Annotated in this window: 15 protein-coding genes; 8 read left to right on the plus strand and 7 right to left on the minus strand. The window is 35.3% G+C overall.

Going from position 1 to position 18,570, the window contains the following annotated elements; all coding sequences use genetic code 11:
* The 3 genes from GON26_RS20150 to GON26_RS20160 form a co-directional block, all read left to right on the plus strand.
* On the plus strand, positions 1-1,296 hold a 1,296-nt coding region (locus GON26_RS20150), incomplete at its 5' end, for a T9SS type A sorting domain-containing protein (protein WP_160376573.1).
* Between the two features lie 60 nt (positions 1,297-1,356).
* Positions 1,357-2,862 (plus strand): hypothetical protein, encoded by a 1,506-nt coding sequence (locus tag GON26_RS20155; RefSeq protein WP_160376574.1) that lies wholly within the window; start codon positions 1,357-1,359, stop codon positions 2,860-2,862.
* A gap of 17 nt (positions 2,863-2,879) precedes the next feature.
* Positions 2,880-3,410 (plus strand): hypothetical protein, encoded by a 531-nt coding sequence (locus GON26_RS20160; protein WP_160376575.1) that lies wholly within the window; start codon positions 2,880-2,882, stop codon positions 3,408-3,410.
* A 57-nt stretch (positions 3,411-3,467) separates the two neighbouring features.
* Here the strand turns inward: GON26_RS20160 and GON26_RS20165 are convergent, their stop codons facing one another.
* The 5 genes from GON26_RS20165 to GON26_RS20185 form a co-directional block, all read right to left on the minus strand.
* Entirely contained in the window at positions 3,468-4,319 is an 852-nt protein-coding gene (locus tag GON26_RS20165; RefSeq protein WP_160376576.1) for a thymidylate synthase, read from the minus strand.
* Between the two features lie 61 nt (positions 4,320-4,380).
* On the minus strand, positions 4,381-5,004 hold the full coding sequence (locus GON26_RS20170) for a bifunctional nuclease family protein (protein ID WP_160376577.1): 624 nt from the start codon (positions 5,002-5,004) through the stop codon (positions 4,381-4,383).
* A 164-nt stretch (positions 5,005-5,168) separates the two neighbouring features.
* A complete protein-coding gene (locus GON26_RS20175; protein WP_160376578.1) occupies positions 5,169-6,137 on the minus strand; it encodes an electron transfer flavoprotein subunit alpha/FixB family protein in 969 nt (322 codons plus the stop codon).
* A gap of 147 nt (positions 6,138-6,284) precedes the next feature.
* Positions 6,285-7,031 carry an electron transfer flavoprotein subunit beta/FixA family protein gene (locus GON26_RS20180; protein ID WP_160376579.1) on the minus strand — a complete coding sequence of 249 codons (747 nt, stop codon included), beginning with the start codon at positions 7,029-7,031 and terminating at the stop codon, positions 6,285-6,287.
* A 201-nt stretch (positions 7,032-7,232) separates the two neighbouring features.
* Positions 7,233-8,540, minus strand: coding sequence for a putative glycoside hydrolase (locus GON26_RS20185; RefSeq protein ID WP_160376580.1), 1,308 nt, complete (start codon positions 8,538-8,540; stop codon positions 7,233-7,235).
* Between the two features lie 332 nt (positions 8,541-8,872).
* Here GON26_RS20185 and GON26_RS20190 point away from each other — a divergent pair, with 332 nt between their 5' ends.
* From GON26_RS20190 to GON26_RS20210, 5 genes are all read left to right on the plus strand, one after another.
* Positions 8,873-9,850: a pyruvate dehydrogenase complex E1 component subunit beta gene (locus GON26_RS20190; protein WP_160376581.1), complete on the plus strand. Its 978-nt coding sequence runs from the start codon at positions 8,873-8,875 to the stop codon at positions 9,848-9,850.
* A gap of 67 nt (positions 9,851-9,917) precedes the next feature.
* Positions 9,918-12,422: a DUF5686 and carboxypeptidase-like regulatory domain-containing protein gene (locus tag GON26_RS20195; RefSeq protein WP_160376618.1), complete on the plus strand. Its 2,505-nt coding sequence runs from the start codon at positions 9,918-9,920 to the stop codon at positions 12,420-12,422.
* A gap of 195 nt (positions 12,423-12,617) precedes the next feature.
* Entirely contained in the window at positions 12,618-13,217 is a 600-nt protein-coding gene (locus GON26_RS20200) for a DNA-3-methyladenine glycosylase family protein (RefSeq protein WP_160376582.1), read from the plus strand.
* Positions 13,218-13,669: 452 nt separating this feature from the next.
* Complete coding sequence (locus tag GON26_RS20205) at positions 13,670-14,200, plus strand: inorganic diphosphatase (protein ID WP_160376583.1); 531 nt, start codon at positions 13,670-13,672, stop codon at positions 14,198-14,200.
* 112 nt (positions 14,201-14,312) lie between these two features.
* Positions 14,313-16,865 (plus strand): sodium-translocating pyrophosphatase, encoded by a 2,553-nt coding sequence (locus GON26_RS20210; RefSeq protein WP_160376584.1) that lies wholly within the window; start codon positions 14,313-14,315, stop codon positions 16,863-16,865.
* 81 nt (positions 16,866-16,946) lie between these two features.
* On the opposite strand, the gene GON26_RS20215 is transcribed toward GON26_RS20210, so the two are convergent.
* A complete protein-coding gene (locus GON26_RS20215) occupies positions 16,947-17,561 on the minus strand; it encodes a deoxynucleoside kinase (protein ID WP_134147872.1) in 615 nt (204 codons plus the stop codon).
* On the minus strand, positions 17,561-18,379 hold the full coding sequence (locus tag GON26_RS20220) for a hypothetical protein (RefSeq protein WP_160376585.1): 819 nt from the start codon (positions 18,377-18,379) through the stop codon (positions 17,561-17,563). The genes GON26_RS20215 and GON26_RS20220 overlap by 1 nt, the downstream gene beginning before the upstream one ends.
* Positions 18,380-18,570 lie beyond the last annotated feature (191 nt).

An 18,570-nucleotide genomic window follows, 5' to 3' on the forward strand; every position in this document is an offset into this window, starting at 1 on the left:
GGCACACCTGTACTTAGCAAAACGACATTGACAAATGTTTGCCCTTTAGTTACGGTAAATTTAGCAGATGCCATAACCGAAACTTTACCGGCAGGAACCCAGTTAAGATGGTTTACTTCATCCACAAATACTGCAACTCCATTATCAGGAACGACTACTGTTGGAGCAGGAAGTTATTATGCAAGATATTTTAATGGAACAACAGGATTGTACTCAGCGGCTTCTGTAGCTGTTACCGTTACAATTGTTTTTTGTGAAGGAGATTGTGATAATGATAAGGTTTTAAATAGTATTGACTTAGATGATGATAATGATGGTATTCAGGATATTAATGAAGGTATAGGAATAGATACAGATGAAGACGGGATACCTAATACTTGTGACTTAGATAGCGATAATGACGGATGTTTTGATGCTTTAGAAGGATCATTACCATTTTCAGTAACACAGCTTAACGCCGATGGTACAATAAAAGGTTCTATTAGAGCAAACGGAACACCAATTGCATCAGGAGTTAATGGGCAAACTAGTTTGAGCGCCTATAATGAAAATGTAAATGGATGTTTAAAACCAGATTTAAAAATTGATATTGTAGTTGATCCAGTTGAAAAGACAAAAATGACTTTTAATTTTAGAGTAGAAGTAAAAGAGTTGAATGGAGTAGATGTTACTGTGCCAGTAAAAGTAGAATTGGATAAATCAAATCTTTACAATGTAGGTTTCAATGAGTCGCTTACTATTTTGGATAATTTAGCAATTAACAACCCTGAGTGGATTATAGATAATAGTTTGACTAATCGTATCAGTTTTACTTATAGAGGTAATTCAGGAGTGTTTTTAGGGGGTGCTACAAATGTTTTAGGTTTTTCAATTGATAGAATCAATATTTTAGATGAAACATTTCTTCAGGCAGCAGTTGTTGCAACAGGAGTAAGAGAAACTAGTACAGTAAACAATACAGATAGAGAAAGTCTTCCTATGATTGTAAGAACCGAGGGTTTGAAAAAGGTCAATTTAACCTCAGCTGTTGTTAATCAAAAAACTACAGGAGTGTCATCAGTTTCAAGTATAACTTTATTTCCAAATCCAGTAGTTTCAGAGTTTACAGTGGAGTCTTCTTCAGGATTAAAATCAGTAAGAGTTATGAATGCTTCAGGTGTTGTTTTGTTGAATCTTGGTGGTTTATCAGCATCAAGTCAGTTGATTAATGTTTCGAATTTATCCACAGGAATTTATATCGTTGAAATTACTAAGTCTGATGGTTCAACAGAAATAAAAAAAATATTAAAAAAATGATGTAGAACATTGATTGAAAGTAAATAAGAACTGAAACTAGTAATTACAAAATATTAAAAAATGAAATCAATAAAACAAATAATATTGTTTTTAGTATTATTTCTCCCATTGGGAATGATAGGGCAAATTAATCGTTTCGCTTTTAATTCGCCGGCCTTAGCTCCCAGACCAATGGCTGTTGGAGGTGATGCGATAGCTTCCTTTGAAGTCGTTTTTTATTTAGAAAATGATCTCCTTCCCTATGATTATTCAGGAGATGATACAGGAAGTGGCAGCTCATTACCCGCGACTCAATTTGTTTTGGAGTTTAGTAAAGTGAAGTTGAAAAATGATGATGTTTCCCTGATTACAGCAGACTTAACAGGTACTTTACAGGATGATTTGTTAGAATATTATAAAGTAACAATATTGCCTAATGGTAATTTATTATTCAGTCAGAAAAAAGACATTCCTGGAGGAATTGCAAATGGAAATGGAATAGGTGGAAGGATTAACGTGCCTATTACCGCAATAGGAACTTCAACTAGCATAGCGCCTGAAAATGGGTTTAAAGCAATACCATATCCTGATACTAATGGAGATCCGAGTATTCCGTTTAACGACACATTTATTCTTTTTAATGATACGGTTATTGATTCTTATACCTATACTGTTTCTTGTGTAGCAGGTTCAACAGCTCCTACAATTAATAATGCAGCTAATTATCAGGCAGTAAATAGTTCTTATAAAATTCCTTGTGGTTCAACAACTGCAGATTTGAGTAGCTTGACAGCTTCTAATACTCCAGCAGAAACAGTTATATCGTGGCATAGTTCTGCTTTTGCTACAAGTGCTAATAGAGTAGATCCTGTTACAGCAGTTACAGGAGCTACTAAAAAGTTTTACGCATCATTTTACGACGCTGTGGCAGGATGTTATTCGCCGACAAAAGAAATTATTATTTATGCACCTATTTGTGCGTTTGATGACAATTATACATCAACCACTATTGTTGAGGGAGTTGGAGGAACACTGCCTTCCATTTACAAAAACGATACTTATAATGGAATTGATATTTCGACTTTGCCCTCAGGCTCGGTTAATTTTGATTATGAAATGTGGGATCAGTCAAATGGATCTGTAGATCCAGGCACAGGAATAATAACGATTCCTGCAACTACGCCAGCGGGAACTTATCAATACACCTACAAAATTTGTGATAATGATCCAGATGCGGTTGTAAATATTAATTGTGCTGTTGCTACCGTTATTTTCACAGTTTCTCAATCATTAGTTTGTTATAAGCCTGCTGTGACTTCTGGGGCAGCGTCTCCGTCTCTTACTGGAATATCTGATTTTTTAGGAACAGCGACCGATCCGAATTATTGGATTTCTAATATGCCTAAAAATGGTGACTTAGTATTAGGATCGCATACTAAAGGTTTTGTAATAACCAGAGTTTCGACTCCAGAAACTGCGATAACACAACCTATAAAAGGAATGCTTGTTTTTGATACCACTGCAAATTGTTTAAAAATGTATGATGGGACATCATGGTTCTGTTTGACTCAAAAATGTGTAGATTAATGAAAAGCTTAACAAAAATGAAAAAGATAGCTATAACAACGGTATTGTTAATTTTTAATATAACTGCTTTTGGCCAGCAAAGTTATGCCGTTATTGGTGGAGCTACCTCTAAAGTCATTCCTGATGGAGGGGGAATTGTCGATTTTTCTGAAACTACAACTAAGGGCATTGTGCTGCCTCAATTGCTTAATACAGGAAACGTGATAACTCCTGGTACGCTTTTTTACGACACCGTTTTGAAAAAAGTTATGTATAGAGATAATACTCAAATTAGAGATTTATCAATTAACACAGGGACTTATACACCTGTTGCAAATTATAATACTTTAATAACAGCTAGTGATAAAGTTTCTGTGATAGGTACTCAGACAAGTAATGCAGTAGGAGTCCTGATTCTGGAGTCTAATGATAAAGCATTAATTTTACCAAAAATGGCAAGTCCACATTTAAAAATAGTTGCGCCAGAAGCAGGTACTATTTGTTATGATACTGACAAAAATTTATTTTGTGTTTTTAACGGAAGTGAATGGACTTTTTGGGGAGAGTAATGTTTCTTCAATATATAGAAAACAAAAAATCCGCTTTAAAGCGGATTTTTTGTTTTTTTATACTGCAACACTGCCTTTTATACCAGCGTGTGGCTCATAATCAAGGAGCGTAAAATCGTTATAATCAAAGTCAAAAATATTTTTAATCTCCGGATTCAAAATCATTTTTGGTAAAGGTTTTGGCTCGCGTGTCAATTGTAATTCTAATTGTTCAAAGTGATTGTTGTAAATGTGCGCATCTCCAAAAGTATGTATGAATTCGCCGTATTCTAAATCACATACCTGTGCAATCATCATAGTCAACAGTGCATAAGAAGCAATATTAAAAGGAACTCCTAAAAAAATATCAGCACTACGCTGGTACAATTGACAGGATAGTCTTCCTTTTGCTTCTCCTTTTTCAGGGTCAGGACTGCTTACATAAAACTGAAAAAATGCATGGCAAGGAGGTAAAGCTGCTTTATTGTTGGCTACATTTTCTTCAAATGATTTTTTAGTGTCTGGCAAAACCGAAGGATTCCATGCTGAAACCAACATTCTTCGGCTATTTGGATTTGTTTTTAATTCGGTAATTAATTCAGAAATTTGATCGATTTCCTCACTATTCCAATTACGCCATTGATGACCGTAAACAGGTCCCAGATTTCCATCTGAATCTGCCCAGGCATCCCAAATTTTCACTCCATTTTCCTGAAGATACTGAATATTGGTGTCACCTTTTAAGAACCAAAGCAATTCATAAATAATAGATTTCAAATGCAGTTTTTTGGTTGTAACCATCGGAAAACCTTCATTCAGATCAAAACGCATTTGGTAACCAAAAACACTTTTTGTTCCCGTTCCTGTTCTGTCTCCTTTTTGACAACCGTTTTCAAGGACGTGTTGCACTAAATCTAAATATTGCTTCATTTTGTATAAAATCTAAAATAAATAATCTGAAATCTAAGCTCTAAAATCTACAATTGAAGAATTATCTTTTTGAAATTTCGTCTCTTATTTTGGCTGCTTTCTCATAATCTTCCTGCGAAACAGCCTGATCTAAAAGATCGGTAAGCTCTTGCAAAGAATGTTTTGCATACACATCCCCAGACTGATTAGTTTCTTCTTCATGCCCAAAAGTTTCGGGATTCGAAAGGACATCATCAATTTCCTGAGCACCCTGATCGGTTTCGGCGGTATTGGATTTTAGATAAATACCCGCTTTGTCCAGAATGTTTTTATAAGTAAAAATGGGAGCGCTAAAGCGCAGTGCCAATGCAATCGCATCGGAAGTTCTCGCGTCAATTATTTCTTCGATTTTGTCTCTTTCACAAATTAAACTTGAATAAAAAACACCATCAACCAGCTTGTGAATAATGACTTGTTTTACAACTATATCAAAACGTTCAGCGAAGTTTTTGAATAAATCGTGCGTTAATGGGCGAGGCGGTTTAATTTCTTTTTCTAAGGCAATAGCAATCGATTGGGCCTCAAAAGCGCCTATTACGATAGGTAATTTTCTTTCGCCATCAACTTCGTTCAAAATTAAGGCATAAGCGCCATTTTGAGTTTGGCTGTATGATATTCCTTTTATGGATAGTTTTACTAGACTCATATATGTGGGTAAAAAAGGGCTATTATGGCCGCATTTTAATACTTTTTTTGATTGAAAAATAAAGGTGCAATTTTAATCAAAATTTATGGAACAAAAAAGCTACCTAAAGCAAAGATACGATTATCTTATTTTTAGGTAGCTATATTTGGGTAGAGAATTTTAAATTATGAATGCTGTGCTTTGAAAGCTTTCATTTTCTCGATTAATTTTGGCATAATTTCAAAAGCATCACCAACCACTCCGTAATCCGCAACTTTAAAGAAAGGAGCTTCCGGGTCACTGTTGATTACTACTTTTACTTTTGATGAGTTGATACCTGCAATATGCTGGATGGCTCCAGAAATTCCTACTGCAATATAAAGATTGGTAGCAACTGGTTTTCCTGTTTGTCCCACGTGTTCGCTATGAGGTCTCCATCCTAAGTCAGAAACTGGTTTAGAGCAAGCAGTTGCAGCTCCAAGGACAGCAGCTAGATCTTCAATCAAACCCCAATTTTCTGGTCCTTTTAATCCGCGTCCGCCTGAAACTACGATGTCAGCATCAGCAATAGATACTTTTCCGGTTACTTTTTCTACAGATTCTACTTTTACACCAAAGTCATTGTCACCAATGGTCGGATTAAAATCTTCTTCTGATGCAGAACCTGCACTTTCGAAAATTCCGTAAGAGTTTTTAGCTAATCCAAGTACTTTTACATCTGTACTGATTTCAGTAATATTGAAAGCTTTGTTTGAGAAAGCATTTCTTTTTACCTGAAAAGGAGAAGTGCTCACTGGCAATCCTACCACATTCGAAGCAAAACCAGCTTCTAAAGAAACCGCTACTAATGATGAAAGGTAAATACTGTCTGTTGTAGAAGAAAGTAAAACCAATTTTGAACCTTCTTTTTGAGCCGCTTGTTTGATTACATCGGCATAAGCCTTAGCTGTAAAACCAGCTAATTTATCGTTGTTTACTTTTAATACTTTATCAACTCCGTATTTTGACAATTCGCTTACATCGCTAATGTTTACAGTCAAAGCGGTAACAGTTGTTCCTAATGATTCAGCTACTTTTTTAGCGTATGAAGCTAATTCGAAAGCTACTTTTTTAAATTTTCCTTCTGCAGATTCTGCATATATTAATATTGACATGATAATTTTAGATTTTAGATTTTAGATTTCAGATTTCAGATTTTGAAAAACTGAATCTAAAATGGTTGTTATTTTAAATTAACGATTTAAGTTGTTTTTTAGATTTCGCATTGCATTTCAGCAATCTAAAATCTAAACTCAGCAATCTTAAATAACTTTAGCCTCGTTGTGTAATAAATTGATTAACTCATCTAAATTATCAGCCGAAACTAATTTTACTGCTGATTTTGGAGCTGGTTTTTCAAATTTTACGGCTTTAGTATTTACAGCAGCATCCACTGGCTCAAGAATTGTAAGTGCCTTTGTTCTTGCCGTCATAATTCCTCTCATGTTCGGGATGCGTAAATCTTTTTCTTCAACAAGACCTTTTTGACCTCCAATAATTAAAGGTAAAGTGGTCGAAACAGTTTCTTTTCCACCGTCGATTTCACGAACTGCTTTTACATTGTTTCCGTCAACTGTTAAGCTTGTACAAGAATTAAGGAAGTTAGACCCTAGAATTCCTGCAATCATTCCAGGCACCATTCCACCATTATAATCCAAAGATTCTTTTCCGGCAATTACTAAATCGTAACCACCATTTTTAATTACTTCTGCCAATTGTTTAGCAACAAAAAAACCATCAGTTGGATTAGCATTTACACGAATTGCTTCGTTTGCTCCAATTGCCAGAGCTTTACGTAAAGTAGGTTCAGTGTCAGGACCTCCAACGTTTACAACCGTTACTGTAGCTCCTTGTTGTTCCTGAAACCAGATTGCGCGTGTTAAACCAAACTCGTCATTTGGGTTGATAACATATTGTACACCATTAGTATCAAACTCTGAATCACCATTGGTAAAGTTAATTTTTGAAGTGGTATCAGGTACATGACTGATGCAAACTAATATTTTCATAAGTATATATATTTTATATTTCTAAATATTCTTTTTACAAATTTAGAATATTATTTGGAATAATTATACTATGCGTGCATAATATTTTTAAAAACTATTACGATTTCGCTGAACATCAGGTTTAATGCCTATTCATAAATGACAAAAGGTTTATTGAAACAACTTCAATAAACCTTTTTAATATTTTTTTGAGTATAAAAATTATCCTTTTGGATAAAATGTTGCAGCTGTATTCCAAACAATTGTACCTTTTGGAGTTGTAGTACGAAGGTCAAGAGTAACGGTAGCATTTGCAAATTTTCTTCTCCATACTTGACCTGTTATTACGGCATCTTCTTTCGGTGCGCCAAGAGCTCTCCTTAATTGGTTGTACCATTCCGGATTGACTGTGGAGCCATGTGCTTCAGTTCTCACAAACAAACCATGATCTATACCGCTTCCTGGTGATAAACGGTTATATCCATAAGAGTATTGAAAATAACTGTATTTCCCGGCAGAAACTAAAAATGCGGCAAGAGGATAATCAATTTCTTTACGGGATTTTTCAATTAATGAAAGATAAGTTGGAGTGTCAAATGATGGAGTGACAGCAAAAGAGGGAAATGTTGAAAAAATGACAGCTTTATTGTTTCTGGCGGCAAACTGCATTCCTTTTAGTATTTTAATGGCAGTTTCTTTATTGTAAGCTCTGCCTGGAACGTTAAACTCTTCCATGAAAGCACCATCAGCAACACGTAACATCAGCGACAAGGTTCCGTTAGCTTCAGTAAAACCATCTGGACAAACTTTGTTAATATTTACATTAAAAAATATTAATTTAGGTGTACCTGGAATTGTATTCAAACCTGCTCGTAATTGTCTAATGAGAGTGAGTGCGTAATTAAGAGCATATTTTTTATTGCTGTAAATGTTATACGCAGCGCCTAATGCGTCCACAAAAATGCCATCCACTTCAGGATTTTTTGCCATAGCTACAGCTTGGGCTACCCACCATTTTCTAAACTCGGCATTGTCTAAGTTGTAATGCTTTCTATTAATAGGATAGGGTTCGCCGTTTGCTTGATAAACAGTTCTGGTCCAGTCGGCCTCTTTAAAATTGGCATCCATCCCTTTATAATAGTTATAATAAACTAATGAATTCCAATAGTATAATACAGCTACTTTTGGGTTGGCTGCTTTTAATGCTTTGGCAGTTTCTAAAAATCCTTTTTCAGTATCAGGACGTCCATCAGCCTGTTTGTATCCGCCCATGACTTTTTCGATTGATAAAACGCTGTATTTTTTAGCTAAAAAATTAATTTCAGAAGGGCTAAAAAGTCTTCTGGTATCTCCAATATCAGCCCCTGAAGGAACAGTTGTCCAGTCAAAAGTTAGTCTGCTTAAAGCGGTTCCTGCAGCTGCAGTTTTTGTTGTATTTTGTTGGTTGGTTTCATTGGTCTCATTAGCAATTTCGTCAGAACATGAAGATAGTCCTAATAAAATAAGACTTAAGTAGTAAAATTTTTTCATCTCAAGGTATATAAATATTAATAATATTACAAAAATATAAATAATTATAAATAAAGTATTACAAAATATTATTTTTTTGAATATTACATATAGAATGAATTTCAGAAATAGAGAAAAGGCTGATTTGTAATTTTAAAAATCTTATATAAAAAGGAAAGGTATTATAGTAAAAAAAACAGATTACATCGATTTCGTAATAATCACAATAAAATTTTAAAAGTTAAAACCTAACTATAGGGTCAACATTGAGTGATTTTAAATTCAATTTATGCTTTTAAGTTATTTAAAATAATTATTTTTGCTCTTCAGAAAATTCAACATACAATATAAATATGAGAACAATACAATTTAGAGAGGCCATTTGCGAAGCGATGAGCGAAGAAATGCGTCACGATGAATCCATATATTTAATGGGCGAAGAAGTTGCAGAATATAACGGAGCATACAAAGCTTCAAAAGGAATGCTTGCTGAATTTGGCGAAAAAAGAGTAATCGATACTCCTATTGCTGAACTTGGTTTTACAGGAATTGCAGTAGGATCAGCTATGAATGGTTGTCGTCCTATTGTAGAGTATATGACGTTCAACTTCTGTTTAGTAGGTATTGATCAAATTATAAATAACGCTGCTAAAATGCGTCAGATGACCGGAGGACAATTTAATGTGCCTATCGTTTTTCGTGGACCAACTGCTTCTGCAGGGCAATTAGGAGCAACTCACTCACAAGCTTTAGAAAACTGGTTTGCCAATACTCCGGGTCTTAAAGTGGTGGTTCCATCGACTCCTTATGATGCAAAAGGACTTTTAAAAGCTGCCATTCGTGATAATGACCCTGTAATTTTTATGGAGTCTGAGCAAATGTATGGTGACAAGGGTGAAGTGCCGGACGGAGAATATACAATTCCGCTTGGAGTTGCAGATGTTAAACGTGAAGGTACAGATGTAACTATCGTTTCTTTCGGAAAAATTATCAAAGAAGCTTTTATTGCTGCTGATGAATTAGCTAAAGAAGGAATTTCATGCGAAGTGATCGATTTAAGAACCGTTCGTCCTATGGATAACGAAGCGATCTTAAAATCGGTTAAAAAAACAAATCGTTTAGTAATTTTAGAAGAAGCCTGGCCATTTGCCAGTATTTCTTCAGAAATTACGTATATCGTTCAGGAACAGGCTTTTGATTTTCTTGATGCGCCTATCCAACGTATTACAACTGCTGATACACCAGCGCCTTACTCTCCTGTTTTACTAAAAGACTGGTTGCCAAATGCAGCTGATGTAGTAAAAGCAGTAAAGAAAGTTATGTACAAATAATCAAATAACACTATACTTAAAAACTTCATCACTCATATTTATTGATGAAGTTTTTTTTTACAAGATGATGAAAAAAATAACTTTATTGCTCTTATTTTTCGTATTTGCTTTAGCGAACAATCTTGTAGCACAAACCAAAGTAAGCGGAATTGTCCTGGATAAAGACAATCAGCCCATTCCGTTTGCCAATGTAGTTTTTAAAGGCTCGAATACAGGTATAGTTTCTAACGAAGATGGTCGTTTTTATTTGGAATCACCAAATAATTATACCGCTTTATTGGTAAGTTCGGCTGGATTTTCAGATAAGGAAGTTACATTAGAAAAAGCAGTAAATTATGATTTTAAAATTGTTTTAAGCGAACCCCAAGCTTTGAACGAAGTCGTTATTTTTACCGGAAAAACATCTAAAAAAAACAATCCGGCACTTGATATTCTCAGGAAAATTTGGGAGCGCAAACGTAAAAATGGTTTGTATCTTTTCAATCAATATCAAATGAAAAAGTACGAGAAAGTCGAGTTTGATATGAACACGATTGACAGTGCTTTTATGAAAAATAAGCTTTTCAAGGGAATGGAGTTTATCTTTAATCATGTGGATACTTCGGATGTTACCGGGAAAACTTATTTGCCAATTTTCATCAGTGAATCTTTGTATGATGTTTATGGTGACAATATTTTAAAGAAAACCAAAGAAAAAATCGAGGCCAATAAAACTTCTGGTTTTAACGGAAATCAGCAAATTCAGGCTTTTGTAAAAGATTTATATTCAGATTATAATATTTACGACAATCATTTGAAGTTTTTTGATAAAAGCTTTACAAGTCCACTGTCCAAGACCGGAATCGACGTTTACAATTATGTGTTAAAAGACAGTGCTTTTATCGATAAAAAATGGTGTTACAATATTGTTTTTTATCCAAGACGTAAAAACGAACTGACTTTTAAAGGAGATTTTTGGGTTAATGACAGCACTTTTGCCATCAAAAAAATTAATATGGCCGTTACTAAAAGTGCTAATATTAACTGGGTAAAAGATATTTATATCGAACAGGAATTTGATGTTCAGAATGATTCGGTTTTCTTATTGACCCGTGATTATATGATGTCTGATTTTGCTTTAAATAAAAAAGAAAAATCAAAAGGAGTTTACGGAAAACGTACGTCGCTTTATAAAGATCATAAGTTCAATATTCCGAAGCCGGAAAGCTTTTACAAGCCCGAAGTAAATTATATTGAAGACACCGAAATTTATGCTAAAACAGATGAATTTTGGGAAGAAAACCGTTTTGAAAACCTTAATAAGGACGAAAAAGGCATTTATAAAATGCTGGATACGCTGCAGAATGTCAAGCGTTTCAAACAATTGTACAGTCTGGCTTCCATTTTAGGAAGTGGTTACTGGGAAATGGGAAATTTTGATTTTGGTCCCATATTCTCAACTTTTGGATACAATGACGTCGAAGGCTTAAGGATAAGAGCCGGAGGAAGAACATATTTCGGACGAAACGACCCTTGGCGTTTGCAGGGATACACTGCTTACGGATTTAGTGATAATAAATTCAAATACGGAATTTCAGGAAAATGGCTGCTTAATAAGAAAAACAGATTAATTATTTCTGGAGGAAACAGGCGTGATGTCGAGCAAATCGGAGCGAGTCTGACCACCACAAATGATATTCTCGGGCGAAGTTTTGCATCGTCAGCATTTTTTACAACGGGAAGCAACGGAAAATTAACTAATATCAATTTAAGTAATATTGCCATCGAAATGGAGCCAGCCAAAAACTTCAATGTTTTGGTCGGACTTTCGTATAGAACATTAGAATCGGCTTCGCCTACTTTTAGTCTGGATTATTATACGACTCTGCCATCTGCTACAAATCCTGAAGGAGTTGTAAAGAGCGATGTAAGACAGTCTGAAGCCAATATTCAGTTTGAGTTTACACCAAATCGTAAAACAATTGGTTACGGTGTAGAACGAACAGAGGTTGATAGTCCGTTCAGTCGTTTCTTTGTTAATTTTAGTTATGGTTTAAAAGGTGTTTTTAATAGTGATTTCGCTTACGAAAAAATCCAGTTATTATACAAACAGCCTATCATTATTGGGCCATTAGGAAGATCAAATGTTATTATAGAAACCGGAAAAACTTTCGGTACTATTCCGTTAGGATTAATGAGTGTGATTCCGGGTAACCAGACCTATTTTACTATAGAAAATACCTTTAGTAACTTAAATTTCTACGAATTTATTACGGATCAATACACCACTTTCCAATGGAATCACGATTTTGGAGGAAGATTATTTGCCAGAATTCCGGTTATGCGAAAGCTGAATTGGCGTGAATTTATTGGTGTAAGAGGAGTTTACGGAACCATTTCAGATGCTAATCGTGCAATCAATGCTTCAAACCAGCCGTACAATGCGCCTGAAAATGTGTATTGGGAATATAACGCCGGAATTGGAAATATTTTCAAGGTTTTCAGAATCGATTTCTCCTGGAGAGGTAGTTATCTGAATGCTCCGGACGCGAATAAATTTGCCGTAAAAGGCTCATTTGGATTTTATTTTTAGACCAATCACTATTTGTCATTTCTGACGAAGGAGAAATCTCAACACTGTTCCTCAGACAATGTTGAGATTTTTTCATATAATAAAGTTTTTATTTAATTTTAGAAGCTATTCCCGCTATCCGCTTGTATCTTTTCCTGTCCGCCGCGGCGGACAGAAAAAGGATACCGCTTCTATCGGGGCTAAAAAACAACCGGTATGCAAGAAGCCATCGATTTTTTATCAACTAAGAATCCGATATTTCAGGAAATTATTTCGAAATACGGATTACCAACCATTCCGAAACGTCCTCCGGGTTTCGAGACTTTGGTGTTGCTGATACTCGAACAACAAGTTTCTATAGATTCGGCGAAAGCCACTTTTTTTAAAATAAAAGCACACACAATTTGCAATCCTGAAAGTTTATCGGTTTTATCAGATGAAGAATTTAGAACTTTAGGAGTCAGTCGTCAGAAAACAAAATATATCAAAATTTTAGCGGAAGCAGTTTTAAATAAAGAACTTGATATCGAAGGTCTCGCTTCAAAATCAGCGCAAGAAGTTCGTGAAGAATTAATACAACTAAAAGGAATAGGAAACTGGACAATTGACATTTATTTAATGTTTTGTCTGCAAGAACCAGATTTGATTCCGCTGGGAGATATTGCGGTTGTCAATACCATCAAAGAATTATTAGATATTCATGACAAACAAGAGATGGAAGTTCATGCACAACAATGGGCTCCGTATCGATCGTATGCGACTTATTTGCTTTGGCATTACTACTTAAACAAACGAAATCGTAAGGTTACGTATTAAAAAATAGTATTTACGCCTATAGTTTGTCATTCCGTAGGAATCTCTATTCACAAAGAATTACCAGTACAGGGATTCCTCCGCAATGACAAGATTGTGTTGATGTTGTGTGGTGAATAATTAGTTTTAGGGAATGAGAAGTTCTGGAAGCCAAAGTTTCTAACAAACCCGAATGCCCTAGCCCCGATAGAAGTGAAAATCCTTTTGTGCCGGGGTTCGGCACAAAAGATTGTAACGGATAGCGGGATTAGCTCCTGAAAAAATAACTTCCATTTCATAAATTGTAAGGTAGTTTTATCCTCTGTTTTTTAAAATTTAAGAATTTTATGGTGTTTGGGATATTAACTCGCTGTTTTTTAAAAGAAAAGTGTGTAGAATAATGCAGTTTTTTATTGTAAAAAGGGATTCTTTGGTTACTTTTGCAGTCGAAATTATAGCAATAATAAAAAACTAAAATGACTGCAGACAAACTAAAAACTTTCGATGTATTAATCGAAATACCAAGAGGAAGTAGAAATAAATACGAGTACGATTTTGAAATTAAAAGAATGCGTTTCGACAGAATGTTGTTCTCTTCGATGATGTACCCGGCAGATTACGGATTTATCCCTGAAACTTTAGCGCTAGACGGTGACCCACTAGATGTATTGGTTTTAGTAAACGAGCCAACTTTTCCTGGATGTGTGATGGAAGTAAAGCCAATTGGAGTTTTCCACATGGCAGATGATAAAGGACCAGACGAGAAAATTATTTGTGTACCAGTTTCTGACCCAATCTGGAATTCATTAAACGATCTTTCTGATATCAACGGACACTTATTGAAAGAAATCGAGCATTTCTTCCAGGTTTACAAAGATCTTGAAAACAAACAAGTAGATGTAGAAGGTTGGGGAGACGTAAACGAAGCTTTTGCAATTATTGCTGAGTGTACGAAACGTTTTGATGATATAGAAAACAAACCAGAAGGATTATTTAGTATTAAATAATTTTTGCTCACATATTTTATAAAAAAAGCAATATTCCGTTAGGAGTATTGCTTTTTTGTTTAAATTCGTTTTGTTACATTATTGACTATTAACCAAAAACCATTACATTATTATGAATGCATTTATGATTTATTTGCCAATTGTTATGGCAATTATTGGATTACTTTTTATGACCATAAAAAGAAGTTGGGTGTTAAAACAAGACGCAGGCGATGGTAAGATGAAAGAAATTTCGGATTACATTTATGAAGGAGCACTTGCTTTCTTAAAAGCCGAATATAAGTTGTTGACGATTTTTGTAATTATTGCCAGTATCGCATTAGCAGGAATTACTTTTATTCCGGGAGTTAAAACACATTTATTTATAGTTATTGCATTCATTTTTGGCGCTTTCTTCTCGGCCCTTGCGGGAAATATGGGAATGAAAATCGCGACCAAAACCAATGTTAGAACCACACAGGCCGCCCGTACAAGTTTGCCACAGGCTTTAAAAGTTTCTTTTGGCGGTGGAACCGTAATGGGATTAGGTGTTGCAGGTTTGGCGGTTTTAGGACTAACAGGATTTTTTATCATTTTCTTTCATTTATTTTCTGGAGGTGTTTGGAAAGATACCGAAACGATGACCGTTGTTTTAGAAACTTTAGCAGGATTTTCGTTAGGAGCGGAATCTATCGCTTTGTTTGCGAGAGTTGGTGGCGGAATCTATACAAAAGCCGCTGACGTAGGTGCAGATTTAGTAGGTAAAGTCGAAGCCGGAATTCCGGAAGATGATCCTCGTAATCCGGCTACAATTGCGGACAACGTAGGGGATAATGTAGGTGACGTAGCAGGTATGGGAGCCGATTTATTCGGTTCGTATGTTGCAACAGTTTTAGCGGCAATGGTACTTGGAAACTATGTTATTAAAGATATGGGCGGAAGTATCAATGATGCTTTTGGCGGAATCGGACCAATATTGTTACCAATGGCAATTGCTGGTTTCGGAATTTTATTTTCGATTATCGGGACAATGTTGGTGAAAATTTCAAGTGATGATGCTAAAGAAGCGCAAGTACAAAAAGCATTAAATATAGGAAACTGGGTTTCGATTGTCTTAACTGCAGTTGCTTGTTTCTTTTTAGTACAATATATGTTGCCTGAAACCATGCAGATGAGCTTCTTTGGAGAAGGTGCTAAAGACATTTCATCCATGCGTGTTTTTTATGCGACTTTGGTTGGGCTAGTTGTGGGTGGAGCAATTTCATCTGTAACGGAATATTATACAGGATTAGGTACAAAACCCGTTATGGCGATTGTGCAAAAATCATCTACAGGAGCCGGAACCAACGTAATTGCTGGTTTGGCAACAGGAATGATTTCTACATTTCCAACCGTAATTTTATTTGCTGCAGCAATCTGGATTTCGTACGCTTTAGCAGGATTTTACGGTGTTGCTTTGGCGGCTTCAGCGATGATGGCAACTACGGCAATGCAATTGGCGATTGACGCTTTTGGACCAATCTCTGACAACGCTGGAGGAATTGCCGAAATGAGCGAATTACCAAAAGAAGTTCGTACCAGAACCGATATTTTAGATTCAGTAGGAAATACAACAGCGGCAACAGGAAAAGGTTTTGCGATTGCCTCGGCAGCGTTAACGTCTTTGGCTTTGTTTGCGGCTTATGTAACGTTTACAGGAATTGACGGAATCAATATTTTTAAAGCACCCGTTTTAGCGATGTTATTTGTGGGCGGAATGATTCCGGTAGTTTTCTCGGCTTTAGCCATGAATTCTGTTGGAAAAGCGGCAATGGATATGGTTTATGAAGTACGTCGTCAGTTTAAGGAAATTCCAGGTATTATGGAAGGAACCGGAAAACCGGAATACGGAAAATGTGTTGAGATTTCTACAAAAGCCGCTTTGCGCGAAATGATGCTTCCGGGAATTTTGACCATTGGTTTCCCAATTGCGATTGTGCTTTTAGGTAAATTAGTTTATGCAGACAACAATCAATTGATTGCTGAAATGTTAGGAGGTTATATGGCCGGAGTTACGGTTTCTGGAGTACTTTGGGCTGTTTTTCAAAACAACGCCGGAGGAGCCTGGGATAACGCCAAAAAATCATTTGAAGCAGGAGTTATGATCAATGGCGAAATGACCTACAAAGGCTCTGATGCACACAAAGCAGCCGTTACTGGAGATACAGTTGGAGATCCGTTTAAAGACACTTCTGGACCATCAATGAATATTTTAATTAAATTAACATGTTTGATCGGATTGGTAATTGCGCCAATCTTAGGCGGAAGTCATTCGGCTTCTGGTATGACAGAAAAGGGGGCATGTTGTGTAAAGACAGAAATGCACGCCAGTGTACATTCTAAATGTGGTGACATGTCTAAAATGACCAAAGAAGAATGTGCTCAAATGTGTAAAGAAAAAGGATGTTCTGCGGAAGAAACAGCTAAATGCATGGCTAATTTTGATGCTAACGGAAAATACATTCACCAGAAAACATCTTGTTTTGATACCAGCAAGTACGATAAAAAACGTGTTGAGGTTAACCTATCTACTGCAAATGGAGTAACAGTAGGAACCGTTACAAAAACCGAAAACGGAAAAACAACTACCGAAGTGTATGAAGGAACGGAAGCGGATGTTAAAGCTAAAATTGAAGCTGCGAAATAAAATTATTTATAGTTTAAAAATAAAAATGCCTCTAAATTTTAGAGGCATTTTTTATTTGTGATAATTTGTGAAATTTGTGTTTTAAAACAACCCGTTCAGTTCAGCGTCAATTCTATTGATGATGTTTCCTAGATCTTCCGGATTATCAACAAAATTAATGTTGTCAACATCAATAATCAATAGTTTTCCTTTGGTGTAGGTCTGAATCCAGGCTTCGTATCTTTCGTTTAGACGGCTTAAATACTCAATAGAAATAGAGTTTTCGTATTCGCGGCCGCGTTTATGAATTTGTCCTACTAAGTTAGGAATAGAACTTCTTAAATAAATCAATAAATCTGGTGCTTTTACCAAGGATTCCATCAATTCAAAAAGAGAGGTATAATTTTCGAAATCACGGCTTGTCATCAATCCCATCGAGTATAAATTGGGAGCAAAAATATAAGCGTCTTCGTAAATAGTTCTGTCCTGAATAATTTTTTTTCCGCTTTCACGAATTTGCAATACCTGACGAAAACGGCTGTTCAGGAAATAAATTTGCAAATTAAACGACCAGCGTTCCATCTGGTGATAGAAATCATCCAGGTAAGGATTGTCAACTACATCTTCGTAATGAGGTTCCCACTTAAAATGTTTGGCTAGTAATTTAGTTAAAGTAGTTTTTCCAGCGCCTATATTTCCTGCTATTGCTATGTGCATTACGGTGTTACGATTTTATAATTGGTAATTTCTTTAGGTGTAAAAATAGATAAAATTTGGTCTTTGTAGCAGAAATTTGTAAACGTTTTTTCTGAAATTTCAATTTCTGAAAGGGTGTCAGAATTTACGTCGCGAATATCTTTCAAATGTAATACATTAGCTTTGCTGAAAATAAATTGATTTGAGTTTAAAAGAACAATAGCATCAAAACGTGGAACTTTTCCTAATGTTGTGGTCTTGCCAAAAATATCACAGGAATACCAATTGTTTTTTGCATCAATCCAATAGAAAGTATTGAAATCGGTCTGGTAATACAGTATGTTTTCCGTTAAGGGTGTTGAGGTTGTTTTGTATTCATTTTTTAGATAATCAAAAAGACCAATTTGCTGATTCAGGGTATTAAAAACCCAAAGCTGATTTTGAGTTGACATCCCAACGGCACTGGCTACAATAGGTGTGGTGTTTTGAGAAAAATTGATTTTACTGACTTCATTCAGCTGATTGTCGAGTAAGATAACCGTATTGAAATCTTCATAAAACAACACTATTTTTAAAGGGTTTTGCAAATCGACTTTCGTGATTTTTCCTAAGGAAACGTTTTTGTATTCAAAAATTTCAGTTCCTTTTATTTTACTGAAAACATTGTTTTTTATCTGATAATAGTATCCAAAAGCATCATAACCTAAAAATTCATCGGCCTCAAAATTTAATTTTGAAAGTAATGCAGGAGCTGTTTTTTGGGTTTGAGCAGAAACAACCGAAAAAGAACAGTTACTTAAAAAAAGAAACAATACGATTTTGTAAACTGCTCTGTTCATTTGGGTTGAGATTGATAATGAGCCAAATTACAAAAACTATTCAAATAATAGTTTAACCCGTTGGGTGTAATGAATAAAAAATTAATTAAACACATAGAAAAACATAGATTTTATGATTTTGAAAAAAGGAAATCAAAAAGAAACTCGTTTCTCACACATAGCTATGTGTTTTAATGCAAGTGAAACGCCTC

Source organism: Flavobacterium hydrocarbonoxydans (assembly GCF_009789235.1).
In the GTDB taxonomy this organism is placed as follows: Bacteria; Bacteroidota; Bacteroidia; order Flavobacteriales; family Flavobacteriaceae; genus Flavobacterium; species Flavobacterium hydrocarbonoxydans.